General features: G+C 73.6%; 15 protein-coding genes. 6 read left to right on the top strand and 9 right to left on the bottom strand.

Going from position 1 to position 13,627, the window contains the following annotated elements; translation table 11 throughout:
• The first annotated feature begins 18 nt into the window (after positions 1-18).
• The 3 genes from Aau02nite_RS12930 (at position 19) to Aau02nite_RS12920 (ending at position 2,227) form a co-directional block, all read left to right on the top strand.
• Entirely contained in the window at positions 19-534 is a 516-nt protein-coding gene (locus tag Aau02nite_RS12930; protein ID WP_246595092.1) for a VOC family protein, read from the top strand.
• Positions 535-662: 128 nt separating this feature from the next.
• Positions 663-851 (top strand): hypothetical protein, encoded by a 189-nt coding sequence (locus Aau02nite_RS12925; protein WP_212988616.1) that lies wholly within the window; start codon positions 663-665, stop codon positions 849-851.
• Positions 848-2,227 carry a dihydrolipoyl dehydrogenase family protein gene (locus tag Aau02nite_RS12920; protein WP_212988615.1) on the top strand — a complete coding sequence of 460 codons (1,380 nt, stop codon included), beginning with the start codon at positions 848-850 and terminating at the stop codon, positions 2,225-2,227. Before Aau02nite_RS12925 ends, Aau02nite_RS12920 begins: the two co-directional genes overlap by 4 nt.
• Positions 2,228-2,281: 54 nt before the next feature.
• Here Aau02nite_RS12920 and Aau02nite_RS12915 read toward each other — a convergent pair whose 3' ends face one another.
• Together Aau02nite_RS12915 and Aau02nite_RS12910 are read right to left on the bottom strand one after the other, a co-directional pair.
• Positions 2,282-3,787, bottom strand: coding sequence for a P-loop NTPase (locus tag Aau02nite_RS12915; RefSeq protein ID WP_212988614.1), 1,506 nt, complete (start codon positions 3,785-3,787; stop codon positions 2,282-2,284).
• Positions 3,778-4,149, bottom strand: coding sequence for a hypothetical protein (locus tag Aau02nite_RS12910; protein WP_212988613.1), 372 nt, complete (start codon positions 4,147-4,149; stop codon positions 3,778-3,780). Before Aau02nite_RS12910 ends, Aau02nite_RS12915 begins: the two co-directional genes overlap by 10 nt.
• 114 nt (positions 4,150-4,263) lie before the next feature.
• Here Aau02nite_RS12910 and Aau02nite_RS12905 point away from each other — a divergent pair, with 114 nt between their 5' ends.
• Together Aau02nite_RS12905 and Aau02nite_RS12900 are read left to right on the top strand one after the other, a co-directional pair.
• Positions 4,264-5,862: an MFS transporter gene (locus Aau02nite_RS12905; protein ID WP_212988612.1), complete on the top strand. Its 1,599-nt coding sequence runs from the start codon at positions 4,264-4,266 to the stop codon at positions 5,860-5,862.
• A 92-nt stretch (positions 5,863-5,954) separates the two neighbouring features.
• Positions 5,955-7,172, top strand: coding sequence for a cytochrome P450 (locus Aau02nite_RS12900; RefSeq protein WP_212988611.1), 1,218 nt, complete (start codon positions 5,955-5,957; stop codon positions 7,170-7,172).
• Between the two features lie 17 nt (positions 7,173-7,189).
• On the opposite strand, the gene Aau02nite_RS12895 is transcribed toward Aau02nite_RS12900, so the two are convergent.
• The 4 genes from Aau02nite_RS12895 to Aau02nite_RS12880 form a co-directional block, all read right to left on the bottom strand.
• Positions 7,190-7,702 (bottom strand): hypothetical protein, encoded by a 513-nt coding sequence (locus Aau02nite_RS12895; RefSeq protein WP_212988610.1) that lies wholly within the window; start codon positions 7,700-7,702, stop codon positions 7,190-7,192.
• Positions 7,689-8,141 (bottom strand): MarR family winged helix-turn-helix transcriptional regulator, encoded by a 453-nt coding sequence (locus Aau02nite_RS12890; RefSeq protein WP_212988609.1) that lies wholly within the window; start codon positions 8,139-8,141, stop codon positions 7,689-7,691. The genes Aau02nite_RS12895 and Aau02nite_RS12890 overlap by 14 nt, the downstream gene beginning before the upstream one ends.
• Positions 8,142-8,193: 52 nt before the next feature.
• Entirely contained in the window at positions 8,194-8,871 is a 678-nt protein-coding gene (locus Aau02nite_RS12885) for a hypothetical protein (RefSeq protein ID WP_212988608.1), read from the bottom strand.
• Between the two features lie 110 nt (positions 8,872-8,981).
• The gene (locus tag Aau02nite_RS12880; RefSeq protein ID WP_212988607.1) at positions 8,982-9,578 is read right to left on the bottom strand and encodes a TetR/AcrR family transcriptional regulator; all 597 of its coding nucleotides are present in this window, start codon (positions 9,576-9,578) and stop codon (positions 8,982-8,984) included.
• A gap of 66 nt (positions 9,579-9,644) precedes the next feature.
• Between Aau02nite_RS12880 and Aau02nite_RS12875 the strand changes: the two genes are divergently transcribed.
• Positions 9,645-10,034: a nuclear transport factor 2 family protein gene (locus tag Aau02nite_RS12875; RefSeq protein ID WP_212988606.1), complete on the top strand. Its 390-nt coding sequence runs from the start codon at positions 9,645-9,647 to the stop codon at positions 10,032-10,034.
• A 25-nt stretch (positions 10,035-10,059) separates the two neighbouring features.
• On the opposite strand, the gene Aau02nite_RS12870 is transcribed toward Aau02nite_RS12875, so the two are convergent.
• Genes Aau02nite_RS12870 through Aau02nite_RS12860 form a run of 3 tightly spaced genes read right to left on the bottom strand, consistent with a single transcriptional unit; the run spans position 10,060 to position 13,528 of the window.
• A complete protein-coding gene (locus tag Aau02nite_RS12870; protein ID WP_212988605.1) occupies positions 10,060-12,330 on the bottom strand; it encodes a heavy metal translocating P-type ATPase in 2,271 nt (756 codons plus the stop codon).
• Positions 12,331-12,341: 11 nt separating this feature from the next.
• The gene (locus Aau02nite_RS12865) at positions 12,342-13,316 is read right to left on the bottom strand and encodes a DUF8832 domain-containing protein (RefSeq protein ID WP_212988604.1); all 975 of its coding nucleotides are present in this window, start codon (positions 13,314-13,316) and stop codon (positions 12,342-12,344) included.
• A gap of 2 nt (positions 13,317-13,318) precedes the next feature.
• Complete coding sequence (locus tag Aau02nite_RS12860) at positions 13,319-13,528, bottom strand: heavy-metal-associated domain-containing protein (protein WP_212988603.1); 210 nt, start codon at positions 13,526-13,528, stop codon at positions 13,319-13,321.
• Positions 13,529-13,627: the final 99 nt, after the last annotated feature.

The raw sequence follows: 13,627 nt of genomic DNA, 5'->3' as shown, positions 1-13,627 counted from the left end.
CAGCCCGAGGAGGTCATCATGACCAGCAGCACCCACACCAGCGGCGCATCGCAGACCACCGGCTCCACCGGCAGCACCGTGGCGTTCCGGCTCGAGGTCGCCGTTCTGCCCGTCACCGACGCCGCCCGCGCCCGGGACTTCTACCTGGGCCTGGGATGGCGGCTCGACGCCGACATCGACCCCGGCGGCGGCTACCACGCCGTGCAGGTGACGCCGCCCGGATCGAACGCCTCGATCATTCTCGGCACCGGGGTCACCACCGCCCGTCCGGGCGCCGGCGGCGGGCTCCTGCTCGCGGTCGACGACATCGAGGTGGCCCGCGCGCAGCTCGTGTCCCAGGGCGTGGCGGTGAGCGAGATCTTCCATGCCGCCGGCGGCAGCCTGGGCGGCGGTTTCGTCGCCGACCCCGCGAGCCGCGCCTCCGGTCCCGACCCCGAGCGCCGCTCGTACGCCTCGTACGCGACGTTCGACGACCCGGACGGCAACCGCTGGCTGCTGCAGGAGATCACGCAGCGGCTGCCCGGCCGCGTCTGAGCACGAGCGGAGAACCAGCACCGGGGGCCCGGGACCAGTGAGTTTCCCGGGCGCGAGCACGGGCCGGGCCACGCGACAGTGAGGTGGCCCGGCGGCGAGCCGGATCGCACAGACACCGAGGAGCAGAGATGGACGTCGCAACGCTGGCCGAGCTTCTGCACGAGGCCGAGAAGAACCACGGCCGGTACGAGCCGACCGCCCCGAAGCATCACTGGTGGGACTGGTACGCCGCCTTCGTCGTCGCCCGGCAGCAGGGCCGGACCGCGGACGAGGCGTACCGGGACGCCACCGCCGCCCTGGAGGGAACGCCGCGATGAGCACCGACTTCGACGTCATCGTGCTCGGCGCCGGTGCGCCCGGGGAGCACTGCGCGGCGGCGCTGGCCGCGGGTGGCCTGCGGGTGGCCATGGTGGAGCGGGAGCTGCTGGGCGGCGAGTGCTCCTACTGGGGCTGCATCCCGTCCAAGACCCTGCTGCGGCCCGGGGAGGCGCTGGCGGCGGCCCGCCACGTCCCCGGCGCCCGGGAGGCCGTCGCCGGGACCGTCGACGTGCCGGCCGCGCTGGCCTGGCGGGACTTCATGGTGTCCGGCTACGACGACGCCGGGCAGGTGGCGTGGGCGCGCGGGGCCGGGATCGAGGTGGTGCGCGGCGAGGGCCGGCTGGCCGGGCCGGGTGCGGTCGAGGTCGGCGGTACGACGTACACGGCGGGGCACGTCGTCGTCGCCACCGGTTCCGATCCCGCCTTCCCGCCGCTGCCCGGGCTGGCGGAGCTGCCCGGGGTGTGGACGGACCGCGAGGTCACCGGCCTGACCGAGGTGCCGCAGCGGCTGCTGGTGCTCGGTGGCGGGGCCATCGGCGTCGAGATGGCGCAAGCCGTTACCCGGCTCGGCGGCTCCGTCACGCTCGTGCAGCGCGGCGACCACCTGCTGCCGCGGGAGCCGCGCGCCCTGGGCGAAGGTGTGGCGGAGGTCCTGCGGGCCGACGGCATCGAGCTGCGGCTCGGCCAGTCCCCGGCCGCCGCCCGCCTCTCCGACGGTGAGTACGTCCTGGAATTCGCCGACGGCTCGCACGTGCGCGGCGACCGGCTGCTCGTGGCGACCGGCCGGCGGCCCCGGGTCGCCGGCATCGGGCTCGAGACGGTCGGCATCACTCCGGACCCGCGCGGGATCGCGGTCGACGGCCGGCTCTCCGCCGGGCCCAACCTCTGGGCGATCGGCGACGTCACCGGGCTGTGGCTGCTCACCCACGTCGGCGAGTACCAGGGCCGGGTCGTCGCGTCGAACATCCTCGGCCGGCGCCGGGAGGCGCACTACGAGGCCGTGCCCCGGGTGATCTTCTGCGACCCGCAGGCGGCGGCGGTCGGCGCGGCCGACGGGCCCTACCTGGCCACCATCGCGCTCTCCGGTGTCCCCCGCACGTCCACCTACACCCGGGCCTACGACACCCAGCCGGGCTTCCTGACGCTGGTGTCGAACGGCGAGCGGATCACCGGGGCCTACGCCCTGGGGCCCGAGGCCGGGGAATGGCTGCAGCAGGTGACGCTGGCGATCCGTGCGCGTACGCCGCTCCCGCTGCTGCTCGACGTCATCCAGCCGTTCCCCACGTTCTCGGAGGCCGTCTTCCAGGCGTTGCGCGACCTCGACGCCCAGGTCTCGCGGGCGCGGTCCGCCGCCGCCGACGTTCCCGTCGGATGAGGGGTTCGACAAGACGATCACGCAGCTGTGTCCGGGCCGTGTCCTCGGCCACCGTTACGCGGTCCGGCGGCTGTTGAGCAGCAGCGACACCTGCAGGATGCCGCAGCTGAGCAGCGCCGCCGCCGGGTGCAGGTCGATGCTGCGCTCGGTGACGTGCCGGCTGATGGCCGCGGCGATCGCCGCGTCGGCGTACGGGGTGATGGCCAGCAACGCCGGTCCTCCGGCGTCGACCGCCAGTGACGGATCGGCGTGCAACAGCGTGCGCAGCGCCGCGCCGACGTGCGGCCACGTCGCCGCGGCGGCGGCCAGGAAGATCAGTCCCCGGCCCGCGTGGCCCGGCACCTGCCCGTCCTCCCGGGCGAACACGCCGGCGAGGGCGCTGCCGCACCAGGTGTCGGCGAGGCTGTCCGGCTGATCGGTCCGCAGGGTGAGCCCGATGAAGTCCTCGGCGAGACGGTCGGGGTACAGCGGTTCCAGAACCGTCCCGGCGGTCGCGGGCGGATAACAGCGGGCATGGGCGTCGAGGATCTGCTGCGCACTCGTGCCGGCGGCCTCGGGCAGACCGCTGCGGGCGAGCAGCGCGGCGCCGGCGGGCCGGGGCACGGCACCGGTGATGGACGCGATGAACGCGGCCCGCGCGGCCGTGGCGGACCGGTGCTCGCCGTGCAGGACACTCCAGTAGTGACACTCGCGGTTGAGCAGATACCGCGACAGATCCCGCGCACCCAGCGGGGGCCGCCGATCCCGGGCTTCCGCGTCGACGACGGCGAGCGCCGCCATGTGCACGGTCAGCACCGAGCCGTAGGCGCGGTCCGCGGGACCCCCGGGAACGGCGAACTCCGTGGACGCCGGCAGCCCGTAGATCTCCGCGAAGCGGCGGCAGGCCGCCTCGAACAGCTCCCGCCGCTCGGCGTCGGTGCCGGCGAGCGGCTCCAGCGGCACCGGTACGCCCGTGATGATCCCCAGCCGCTCGCAGATCGTGTCCGCCACCGACCACCAGCTCAGCGACCGGGCCAGCAGGAGGACCCGCAGCGGGCCGGTGTGCCCGGAGTACCGGGCCAGCAGGGACTGCAGGTGCGACATCGGCCACCGCTCGGCGTAGTCCACGACGATGAGCAGCGGACGGTGGCCGTCCTCGGTGAGGGGCGCGCCTCCGCCCGGGGTGTCGGTGCGGTGCCGGGCCCAGCCCACCGCCCATCCCGCCGCGGCGGCGTGCTCGGCGGCCCGGGCGGCCAGCCGGGTCTTGCCCTCGCCACCGGCGGCGTAGATGAGCTGCGCCGCCAGCCGCGGACCGTTCTGGCGCCAGGCGTTCAGGTCCGCGAGCTCCCGCGTCCGGCCGCTGAACGGGATCACCCGGCGGCGCGCGTTGAGCAGCTTGCTGGGCTGCTCCCGCAACGCGGCGAGATCCGCGGGCTCGTGGGGCAGTTCGGGCGGGGGCGTCTCGACGGTGAACACCGGGCCGTCGCCGCCGTACACGTTGGTGGTGATCGGCGCGTGCACGTCCCCGCCGACGCTGACAGCGCCCGGACCGGCCGCGTACGCCTCCGGCGTCACGGCCACAGCTGCACGTCGGTACGGATGGCAGCCGTGCTCGTCCCACCGATCGCGACGGACGCGGGACCGCTCGCACCGGAAGACGGCGGCGGGGCGGGACCACAGAACTTCGTGCTCACCTCCGCGTGGTTGTCACCGCCGACCGCGACAGCGCCCGCACCGGCAGCGGTCACCGGTGGCGGAACGGCGGCGGACCGGGGCGCCGGCACCACGTACTGCCAGCACAGTGCCACGACGGCCAGCAGGGCACAGACGGCACTGGCGATCTTGTCGGCCGTGTCGAGACCCGTCGCGGCGAACAGTGCCACGAGCCCCAGGACCAGCAACCCGGCCACGACGCACCCCGCGCGCCGGCTGAACTCCATCACGGCACACATTAGAAGGCCCGCCGTGTGCATGAGCCAAGGCCGGTCACCCCATCGTGGCCAGCGCCGGATTCCCGTGCGGCGGTAGACGGCGGCACGCCCGGGTAGACCGGTACGGTGAGCGCCCAGTCCTCCACCGTCCGGGCCGCGCCGCCGTCGGCGTGGGCACCGTTGCGCGTCGCCGCTTTCCGCAGCCTGTGGCTCGCCCTGCTGGCCAGCAACATCGGCACCTGGATGCAGACCGTGGGAGCCCAGTGGCTGCTGGTCGAGCAGTCCGGGACGGACACCCTGGTCGCGGTGGTGCAGACCGCCAGCACCCTGCCGATCGTGCTGCTCGCGCTGCCGTCCGGCGCGCTGGCCGACACCTTCGACCGGCGCCGGCTGCTCATCGGCGTGCAGGCGTTCCTGGTCGCGGTGGGTGCCCTGCTGACCGTGCTGACCTTCGCCGGGCACATGCCGCCGACGCTGCTGCTGACGCTCACGTTCGCGCTCGGTGCCGGTCAGGCGCTGACCGCTCCGGCCTGGCAGGCCGTCATCCCCGAGCTGGTGCCGCGGCCCCAGCTGGCCTCCGCCTCGGCGCTCGGCGCGATCAGCATGAACCTGGCCCGCGCGGTCGGCCCGGCGGTCGCGGGCGTGCTGATCGCCCGTACCGGCGTCGGTGTGGTGTTCGCGCTCAACACGTTCTCCTTCGTGGTGTTCGCGCTCGTGCTGTGGCGCTGGCGGCCCCCGGCCGCCGGCCTGGGCACCGCGCCCGAACGGTTCACCGCCGCGGTGCGCTCCGGTGGGCGCTACGTCCGGCATTCCCCGGTGGTGCGGCGCATCCTGCTGCGTGCGGGGCTGTTCCTGGTCCCCGGCAGCGCCCTCTGGGCGCTGCTCCCGCTGGTCGCCAGCCGTCGGCTCGGGCTCGGCTCCGGCGGGTACGGCGTCCTGCTCGGCGCGGTCGGCGTCGGCGCGGTGGCCGGAGCCGTGCTGCTCCCCCAGTTACGGGCCCGCTGGTCGCTGAACCGGCTGCTGTTCCTCGCCGGTACGGCGTTCGCCCTGGTCCTGACCGTCCTCGCGCTGAGCCGCTCCGAGGCCGTCATCGTGGCGGCACTGCTGCCGGCCGGCGTCGCGTGGGTCATGGTGCTGTCCAGCGTGAACGCGGCGATGCAGCTGTTCCTGCCGAACTGGGTACGCGCCCGCGGCCTGGCGGTCTACCAGATGGTCTTCGCCGGAGCCCAGGCCGCCGGCGCGCTCGTCTGGGGCGCACTGTCGGACGTGGGGGGCCTGGTCCCCGCACACCTGGCCGCCGCCGTTCTGATGCTGGCCGGGGTGGCGACCCTGCGCTGGTGGCCGATGCGCGACACCACCGGGCTGAACCGTGAGCCCGCCGTGTTCTGGCCCGAGCCGCACCTGGAGACGGACCCGGACAGCCGCGACGGCCCGGTGCTGGTCACCGCCAGCTACCCGGTGAGCGCCGAGCGGGCGGCGGCGTTCGTCGAGGCGATGGAGGCGGTGCGGCGTTCCCGGCTGCGGACCGGAGCAGTGCGCTGGGGACTGTTCCAGGACGGGGAGCACCCGGACCGCTTCGTCGAGGCGTACCTGGTGCCGAGCTGGGACGAGCACCTGCGCCAGCACGGCGGCCGGCTGACCGGCGCGGACCGGGCGGTGGAGGAACGGGCCCAGGCCCTCGCCGACGGCCCGCCGCAGGTCAGTCACCTGCTCTCGGCCCGCTGACCCCCGGCAACGGGTCGCCCCGCCCGTCGTTTGCCCGACAATGCCGATTCTGGCATTGAGAACGATCACTGCATTCCGCCAGAATCGCGACCATGAGTGACGACATCGCAACGGTACGGGACTACAACCTGTTCACCCCGGAAGTGATGGCCGACCACAACGCCTTCCTGCACCGGGTCCGCGCGGAAAGCCCGCTCGCCCGGCTGCCACAACTCGACGCCTACCTGCTCACCCGGTACGCGGACATCAACGCCGCCCTGCGCGACAAACGCATGGACAGCGCCAACATGGCCCAGGTCCTCCAGCGCCTCACCCCCGAGGAGCAGGAGGAGCTGGCCCCGATCCGCCGGTCCATCGAGATGTGGATGGGGCACACCGTCCCGGCCGACCACGTCCGGTTCCAGCAGCTGCTCAAGCGCTACTTCACCCCGGCGATGGTCGACCGGCTGCGGCCGCGGGTACGCGCGTTCACCCACGAACTGCTCGACGCGGTCGCCCCCAAGGGACAGATGGACGTGGTCCGTGACCTCGCGTACCCGTTGCCGGCCAACGTGATCGCCGAGCTGCTCGGGATGCCGACCACCGACCGCGAGCAGCTGCAGGCGTGGTCCCGCGACATCGTGCCGATCTTCAGCCAGGGCGACCTGCAGCAGATGCGCCAGGCCCAGCGCAGCATGCTGGAGATGCACGACTATCTGCGCGTCATCGCCGCCGACCGCCGGCGTGCTCCGCGCGAGGACGTGCTGAGCATGTTCATGGCCGCCGAGGCGGAGGGCCTCGTCACCGAGGACGAGGCGGTGGCGAACTGTGTGCTGCTGCTGTTCGCCGGTCACGAGACCACCGCGAACCTGATCGCCAACGGCCTGGTCCTGCTGTTCGACCACCCCGACCAGCTGGCCCAGCTGCGGGCGAACCCGGACCTGATGCCGTCCGCGGTCGAGGAGATGCTGCGCTGCGACGGCCCGGCCGGGGTGATCGGCCGGGTCACCAGGGAGCCCGTCGAGGTGGCCGGGCATCCCGTACCGGCCGGCCGGCACATCTATCTGGCGCTGATGGCGGCCAACCGCGACCCGGAGATCTTCCCCGACCCGGACACCTTCGACATCACCCGCAAACGCAACCGGCACCTGAGCTTCGGCATGGGCACGTACTACTGCCTGGGGGCGGCGCTCGCCCGGATGGAGACCGACGAGTGCCTGCGGATCGTGCTGGACCGCTGCCCGCAGCTGCGGCCGGCGTACGGGACCCCGGACTGGCAGCCGACCGCACCCTTCGGCCACCGGCTGGAGACCCTGCAAGTCACCTTCTGACCACTGTGGACGGGTGATCAGCCCGGGGTGGCGTGCGCGCCGTGGTCGCCGACCTGAGCGTCGAACCAGGCGTGCAGGGCGGCGACGTGGGTGGCGTCAGCGGTCGTGTAGGTGATCGTGGCGCCGTCGGCCGTGTCGGCGTACGTCGCGGCGATGCGGCCGGCGGCGGCGCGCAGGGTGGCCAGGCCCGGCATGTCGTCGCCGTGGATCCGGGCCGGGTCGGTGAAGTCACCCCGGGCGAACAGCTCGGCCTCGCGGCCGAGGTGCCGGCGGATCAGCGTGATCTGCCCGGTGTCGGCGGGATCGTCGGCGACGACGGTCTGCACTCCCCCGGTGTCGTTCTTGGTGAAACTGTGGGTGGTGCGGTCCAGATCGAACGGCATCACGGACGCTCCCCGCTCGGCCACCTCGGCCTGGCGTGACGTGTCCGCCGAGGGCGGGGTCGGCTGCCCGGCCGTGCACCCCGCGGCCAGCGCCGCGACAGCGATCAACACGACGGCCGTCCGGCCGGCACGGTCAGAGCGGCTCATCGGTGACCTCCGCGAGAGTCTGCAGTGCCTGGACGACGGTGGCGCGCCGGTCCTCGGGGACCCGGGCCAGCAGGGCGGCGAAGCGGTCGCTGCGGGCCTCGGCCTGCCGGGCCGCGGCCTGCACCCCGGCGTCGGTGAGCTCGAGCGTCACGCCGCGGCCGTCGTCGTCGGCACCGGACCGCCGCACCCAGCCACGGGCGGTCAGGTTGGTCACCAGCCGGCTGACCGTGCTCTTCTGCAGGCGCAGCCGGCGGCCCAGCTCGACCTGACGCAGCCGGCCGTCGCGGGCCAGCTCCGCCAGGGCGTGCGCCTCGGACACCGGGAGCGGTTGCCCACAGGGGGTGCGGTCCGGCTGATGCAGGCCGAAGTTGCGGACGAACCGCATCAACGCGTCCTGCACCGAGCTGACGTCCGCGTCGGCCGGTCCGGCATCTGGCATGGTTCGACAATACAACCATCAGGTTCGGCGATACAACCAGTTGGCCGGGCGGTCATCCGCCGGTGGCGATGATCCTCGGTAGCCGCAGAGCCAGGGCCGCGGTCACGGCGGCGAGGGCGAAACCGCTCCACGGCTGGACCGGCTGCAGGAAGAAACCGGACAGGGCGAAAAGCGCGATGAGTACGGCGTACCCGACGCCGTACCAGCGCAGCCGCCGGCTCGTCCGGGCGATGGCGCTGCCGAGCAAGGCCGCCGCGACGATGAGCAGGAACGTGGCACTCAGGGCGGTCGCGACCAACGCGGGCCCGTACGCGGTGTCGTCGTTGAGGGCCGGCATGCCCGCGACGCCGTCGAGGTGGGCCCGGCCGAGGCCCGGCTGGACGAAGGCGGCACTGCCGAACGCCGCGGCCAGGAACACGTTGGCGAGCACGGTCAGCACCAGCCCGGCGATCGCGGCGCGGGCGGCCCGTCCGGGCACCAGCAGGGCGGTGACGGCGGCGGCGCCGACGACGGCCAGGCCGGCGCCGAGCACGCTGCCACCCAGATGGCTGAGGAGGAAAACTCCCGTGGTGACGTAGCGGGCGTAGGCGTCGAAGTCCTCGACCGGCGGTTGGTGCGTCACGGTGCTCAGGCCCAGCAGCACCGCGTACGCGGGCAGGGCCCACAGCCCGGCGCGGGCCGCTCGCTGCCCAGTCGTGGCGGTTGTATCGGGTCTGGTCGATGCGCTCATGTCAGTCACCTACTCGCTCGTACTACCCCCGGGGGGTACCTTGCCGACCTGAACAGGTGTACCTCCCGGGGGTATCGGGTGTCAAGGCACGGCAGAGAACGAAGTGGGCGTCACGCGGGGGCGCGAACCAGGCGCAGCACACTGTCGCGGTATGCCGCGCCGGCGTCGCGCGGGCTCATCCGGCCGGCGCCTGCTTCCTGGCCGGCGGCGTGCCCGAGCGCGACTACCGCGGCGACGGTCCACGCCTCGGGCAGCCGCGTGTCGAAGGCGCCGCTCATCCGGCCGCGCCGGATCAGTGCCTCGAGCCGCGCGGTGACCGACCGGTGCCGGGCCACGTCGTCGGCGCCCGGCCCGGCCGTGGCCATGACCGGGCTGAGCAGCACCGGGTAGCGCTCCACCATGCTCCAGCTCACTTCCAGCCACCGGCGCAGGGCGTCGACCTCGGACATCGTGTCCAGGTCGAGCGTGTCGAGCGTGGCCGTGGTCTCCGCGGTGAGGTGCTCCACCACCGCGGCGAGCAGGGCGCCGCGGGACGGGAAGTGCGCGTAGACGGTCTGCCGGACGACGCCCGCCGCCGCCGCGATGTCCTCGACGCTCGCGTCCGCCTGCCGTCCCAGCACGGCGATCGCCGCGTCGAGCACGGCGGCACGACTGCGCTCGGCGTCGAGACGACGCTTACGGCCGCGCGGTACCACTGCTTCCGGCATGGTTGCCCAGCCTAGCGGCGGCCATTATCTTGGACATCCGTGTCTAAGATAAGTGGAGGACCTGCCATGGTCACGCCCTTCCCGAGCACACCCGGCGCGGATCTGACCGCCTACCTCACCCGCTACCCGCGAGAGATCACGTTCGGCGAGGACGATGCCGCCGCCGTCTTCGACCGCTACCACACCGACGACTTCGTCCTGCGCAACGACGGCACACCTCTCGACCGGGAGCGCCTGCTCGCCCACGTACGGCCGGCGCGGCGCAACGCCGTCGAGGTTCACGTCGACGTCCACGAGGCCCTGGTGTGCGCCGACCGGATCGCCGCCCGGTACACGCTGACCGCGGTCATGCGCCAGGGTCACACGGTGGTCACCGACATCCATATGTTCGGTGAACTGGCTCCGGACGGCCGCCTGCGCCGCGCGGAGCAGCTCACCCGCAACGCCGCCGGATGAGGCCGCGTCCGCCGCGGCCGGGTCGTCAGGCGGCCCGGACCGCGCTGGTGAAGCGGCGCAGACGCAGACTGTTGGCCACCACGAACACCGACGAGAACGCCATGGCCGCGCCGGCGATCATCGGGTTGAGCAGGCCCGCCGCGGCCAGTGGCAGCGCCGCGACGTTGTAGGCGAACGCCCAGAACAGGTTGCTCTTGATGATGCGCAGGGTGCGGCGGGACAGCCGGATCGCGTCCACCGCGGCCATCAGGTCCCCGCGGACCAGGGTCAGGTCGGAGGCCTCGATGGCCACGTCCGTGCCCGTACCCATGGCCAGGCCCAGGTCGGCCTGGGCCAGGGCGGCTGCGTCGTTCACGCCATCGCCGACCATCGCGACGACCTTGCCCTCGGCCTGGAGCCGCTTGACCACGTCGACCTTGCCGGCCGGCAGCACCTCGGCGACGACCTCGGTGATGCCGACCTCGGCGGCCACCGCCCGGGCGACGGTCGTGTTGTCACCGGTGAGCAGCACCGGTGTCAGACCCAGCGCGCGCAGGGCGGCGACGGCCTGCCGGCTGGTCGGTTTGACGGCGTCCGCGACCGCGAGGACGGCGCGGGCCCGGCCGTCCCAGCCGGCCACGATCGCGGTACGGCCGGCCGCCTCGGCATCCGCGGCCGCCTGCTCGATACCGGCCGCCACGTCGAGTCCTTCGCGCTGGAGCAGCCGCAGCCGCCCGACGAGGACCTCGGTGCCGTCCACGGTGCCGCGCACGCCGAGGCCTTCGAGGTTGGCGAAAGCGGTCACCGGCGGCAGCACGCCGACCCGGTCGGTGGCGGCGGCGGCCACGGCCTGGGCGATCGGGTGCTCGGATGCGGCTTCGACGGCCCCGGCCCGGCGCAACACCTCGTCGGTGTCCACGCCCTCGCCGGGGACCACCTCGAGCAGCGTCATCCGGCCGGTGGTGACGGTGCCGGTCTTGTCCAGCACGACCGTGTCCACCGTACGGGTCGACTCGAGCACCTCCGGGCCCTTGATCAGGATGCCCAGCTGGGCGCCGCGGCCGGTGCCGACCAGCAGCGCGGTCGGCGTGGCCAGGCCGAGCGCGCACGGGCAGGCGATGATCAGCACGGCCACCGCGGCGGTGAAGGCGGCGGTCCAGCCGCCGCCGGTGCCCACCCACCAGCCCAGCGTGGCGGTGGCCAGGGCGATGACGATCGGCACGAAGACCCCGGAGATGCGGTCGGCCAGGCGCTGGACCGCGGCCTTGCCGGTCTGGGCCTGCTCGACCAGCGTCGCCATCTGCGCGAGCTGGGTGTCCGCGCCGATGCGGGTGGCCCGCACGACCAGCCGGCCGCCGGCGTTGACGGTCGCGCCGACCACCGTGGCCCCGACGCCGACCTCGACGGGTACGGATTCCCCGGTGAGCATGCTGGCGTCGACCGCCGAGACGCCGTCCTCGACGACCCCGTCGGTGGCGACCTTCTCCCCCGGCCGTACCACGAAGCGGTCCCCCACCGCGAGCTCGCCCACGGGGATGCGGGTCTCGACGCCGTTGCGCAGCACGGCGACGTCCTTGGCGCCGAGCTCCATCAGGGCGCGCAGGGCGGCGCCGGCGCGGCGCTTGGACCGTGCCTCGAAGTAGCGGCCGGCGAGGATGAACGTGGTGACCCCGGCGGCGGCCTCGAGATAGATGTTGCCGGCGCCGTCGCCGCGGGTGATGGCGAAGCTGAACGGGTGCACCATGCCGGGCACGCCGGCGGTGCCGAGGAACAGCGCCCACAGCGACCAGCCGAACGCCGCCAGGGTGCCCAGCGAGACGAGCGTGTCCATGGTGGCGGCGCCGTGCCGCAGGTTGGTCCACGCCGCCCGGTGGAACGGCAGCCCGCCGTAGACGACGACCGGCGCGGCCAGAGTCAGCGACAGCCACTGCCAGTACGTGAACTGCAGCGCCGGGATCATCGCCATGGCGATCACCGGCACACTCAGCACGATCGAGGTCCACAGCCTGGTCCGCAGCCCGCGCAGTTCGTCGGCCGGCTGCGCCTGCTCCGCGGGATCGTCCGCCGTACGCGGCGGGGGCGGCAGCTCGGCGGTGTAGCCCGTCTTCTCCACCGTGGCGATCAGGTCGTCGGCGGTGACGGCGTCCGGGAACGTGACCGCGGCCTTCTCGGTGGCGTAGTTGACCGTGGCGGTGACGCCGTCCATGCGGTTGAGCTTCTTCTCGATCCGCGACGCGCAGGAGGCACAGGTCATGCCGCCGATCGACAGCTCGATCCGGTTCGGCGCGGTCAGCAGCGGCTCGGCGCCTGATGCCATGGCTGCTCTCCCTACTCGTGGCTGTGGTCGGTGGCGTCGTGCCCGCCGGTGGCGGACGTCGACGGGGCAACCGGCGCTGGGGTCGGTGTCGCCGCCGGGGTGCCGGCGACGGCGGTGAACTCGGCGGTGCGGACCGTGCCGGCGTGCTGGAAGTCCAGGTACAGCCGGTAGCTGCCGCTCGACGGAACTTCAGCGTAGAAGGTGACCTGCGGCCCGGCCGCGGTCCGGCCGTCGCCGGGGGCGCCGTCGGGGTGCACGTGCAGGTACGCGAGGTCGCCGTCACGCAGGGCGACGAGATGCCCGTACGCGCCGAGGTACGGCTGGAGGTCGGTCACCGGCGTACCACCCTTGGCGACCGACAGGGTGAGCTTCGACGACGCACCCGGGACGAGGTCACCGCCGAGAGTGACGGTGTAACCGTCGACGGTGGCCGTCCGGGCCGCCGCGGGCAGGGGCCGGGGCCGGTAGTCGCCCGGGGCCGGCACGTCCGCGCCCAGCGTCAGTCCCCGCGCGTGCCCGGCGGGCCGGAAGTCGGCGAAGACCCGGTACTGCCCCGGGGCGGGGATCGCCAGCGGGATGGACCAGGTGCCGTCCGCGGCGAGGGTGGGGTGCACGTGCTGGAAGCCGGACAGGTCCCGGCGCACCACGATCAGGTGCAGGTCCTTGTCGTGGGCCGTGGTGTAGCCGGTGAGCGGCTCCCCGGTCGGTCCGATGATCCGGAAGGCGAACGGCTGCGGCTTTCCGACGGCCAGCGCCGGGGAGACGGGCTGGAGGCGGTAGCCGTCCTCGGTGATCTGCAGCCCGGCGGGCACGTGCTCGCCGGCACTGCTCTCCGCGGTGGTGCTGCCATGCCCGGCGTCCGCGTGTGTCCCGGTGTCGGTGGCCGCATCCGCGGTGGGGCCGGCCAGGTTGCCGAGCCCGAACGCCGCCGAGAACACGACCGCCAGGGCGAGCGCGAAGGACCCGAGCTTGAGTGGTGTGCCCATTGCTACTTCGCCACCTCGTAGCCGGCCTCGTCGACGGCCGCGGCGACCGCCTCGTCGTCGACGGGCTGGTCGCTGGTGACCGTGACCGCGCCGGTGGCGAGGTCGACCCGCACATCGCTCACGCCGGGGAGCCGGCCGACCTCGGCGCTGACCGAGCCGACGCAGTGCGAGCAGGTCATTCCGGTCACGGTGTAGGTCTTCGTCGTCGTCATGACGGCCTCCTCGTCGACGGGGTCCGGTGGGACCGGGCGGCCCTGTGCCACCGCTACCGTCACCGTACCCATACCCCCCAAGGGTATCAAGAGACCTGA

The organism is Actinoplanes auranticolor, assembly GCF_018332655.1.
GTDB lineage: Bacteria > Actinomycetota > Actinomycetes > Mycobacteriales > Micromonosporaceae > Actinoplanes > Actinoplanes auranticolor.
This window is presented reverse-complemented; position numbering and strand designations above follow the sequence as displayed.